This window comes from Erwinia sp. MYb416 (assembly GCF_037479575.1).
Classification (GTDB): domain Bacteria; phylum Pseudomonadota; class Gammaproteobacteria; order Enterobacterales; family Enterobacteriaceae; genus Erwinia; species Erwinia rhapontici.
Window position 1 is genome coordinate 1 of the sequence record NZ_JBBGYT010000354.1, and the last position, 2,237, is coordinate 2,237.

Annotated in this window: 1 protein-coding gene and 1 pseudogene; both read left to right on the forward strand. The window is 57.0% G+C overall.

Features of this window, described 5'->3' with window-relative positions:
* The first annotated feature begins 20 nt into the window (after positions 1-20).
* Entirely contained in the window at positions 21-611 is a 591-nt protein-coding gene (locus tag WH277_RS05225; RefSeq protein ID WP_200641023.1) for a response regulator transcription factor, read from the forward strand.
* Positions 608-2,237 (forward strand): annotated as a pseudogene (locus WH277_RS05230) (transporter substrate-binding domain-containing protein); the annotation flags it as partial. The gene WH277_RS05225 and the pseudogene WH277_RS05230, both read left to right, overlap by 4 nt.

The window sequence follows — 2,237 nt, forward strand, 5'->3', positions numbered from 1 at the left end:
GTTTTATATTGGACTTTTTCATGACCACGTTGCTGCTGATTGACGATCACCCGCTGGTGCAGGTTGCACTGGAAGCCGCTCTGGTTCATGCGCCATTCCCTTTGACTTTATTGTCTGCTGAAAATCAGCAGGATGCACTCGCGTTACTCGACAGTCAGCGTGTCAGCGTGGTGATCCTCGATATTGGTCTGCCTGACAGCGACGGTCTGCAACTGCTTAAACGTATTAAACGGCTTGCCCCCTCACTGCCCGTGGTGATCTATTCTGCGCAGGAAGAGCGTGTCTGGCCGCGTCTGGCAGAAGCGGCCGGGGCATCGGGTTTTGTGGCAAAACGCCAGCCGTTAAGCCAGCTGTTATCGGCCGTCCTCGCCGTGCTGGGGGGACAACGGGCTTTCCCGCCTCAGCAGCAGGATGAAACGCTGCATGAACAGCTCACCGCTAAAGAGTTGCAGATCCTTGCCCTGCTGGCGAGGGGTCAGTCCAACCTGCAAATTGCCGAACAGCTGCATATCAGCAACAAAACGGTCAGCACGCATAAGAAGAATATTATGGATAAAACCGGTGCACAGTCGGTGGTTGAACTGGCACAGCTGTGGCAGTCACGCCAGTGATAACCAGACAACTGTTGTTTATCCTGCTGCTGTGCGTCAGTAGCGTCAGCGCCAGTCTGCGCCCCATCAGCAGTATTGCCCTACCGCAGGAGATGATGCCGCTGGCTTCACCTGCGGCAGAATCGTTAAAAAACCTGCGCGTTGGCGTGCTGGTGGGTGGCGGTTCGCCGTGGAACATGGTGGTGGGTAACGATCTTTACGGCATCAACGCAGACTATCTGGTGGCGTTACAGCAAACCAGCGGCCTGAGTATGAACGTACAGGGCTTTAATCGCCTGCCAGACATGCTGGCAGCGTTACAGCAGGGGAAAGTGGACGTGCTGTTCGGCGTGCCTCAGCACCCTTTGCCACCCGGCATCAGCGCCACGCAGCCCTGGTTTAGCAGCCCACTGCGCATCTATCGTAATCGCAACAATCTGCGTCCGGTAATGTTTAACTCCAGCGAAGCACGCATCAGCGTCAGCCGTGATACGTTGGCGCGGGTTAATCCCGACTTTGTTCAACAGCATCGCTGGCAGATCGTTGACAGCGATGTGCAGGCACTCTCAGGGCTGTTGAATCAGCACAGTGATTATGTGGTCGCGGATGAAACCAGCGCGGGGTTCCTGCTTGGCCAGTTACAACAGGGTGAAGTCTACCAGCTGGCCTCGCCCCTTGATCCGGGTGTGTTGCAGATCAGGGCAATGACCCATAGTCCGGCACTGACGCAGCAGTTGGACAGTGCTATTCGTCAGCTCCCTATGGAGGTGGTCAACGGTATCCAAGCACGCTGGAGCAGCGCACTGCCGCGTTATCAGGACAGTAATACCGCCCGCCTTACTCCGATGGAGCGTAACTGGATCGCCCAACATCCGACGATTATCTACGCCGCCGTCAGTGACGATTATCCGTGGAGCTACCGCAATGCCAGCGGTCAGCCCGCCGGTTACAGCGTGGATCTGCTCAACAGCATTGGCCAGCTCACCGGGTTACGCTTTCAGCCTTACTGGGTCAGCAATGCTCAGCAGGCGGGTACACTGGTTGCCCAGGGTCGCGCCCTGATCCAACTGACGTTACCGCTGACCGGTAATGACGCCATGCTGAATAATACGCAGCCCGTCTGGCGAGCGTTGTGGGGCGTCTATGTTCGTCCATCGGAACAGAGCATCAGTGGCTGGGCCGATCTTAATGGCAAGCGGATCGGTGTAAAGCGTGGCGATATCGCTTCCCGTCTGTTGCCTGCAGGCAGCGAGCCTCAGGTGTTCGATGACACAACCCGCCTGTATGACGCACTGGCCAGCGGTCAGATTGATGCGCTGGTGGACAATGTGCTGTCGGCTCGCTGGCGTGTCCAGAGCCGTTATGTCAATACGCTGCAACTGGCGTTTACTGCCAGTGATACTGCCTGGCCCATTACCCTGGGCATTGCCCCTGACCAGCCGCTACTGCGGGCATTACTGAACAATAGCCTGCAACAGATCCCGGCGGAGAGCTGGCAGCGGCTGCGGGAGAACTGGGGCAGTACACCGGAAAGTGTTGATGACGGTCATCAGGGAACCATGCGGCCAATATCGCTGTTCGTGCTAGTGGCGGCCCTGTTTGCCATTGTCTTCCTGTTGATCCTCCTGCTAAGACGCTATCTTGACC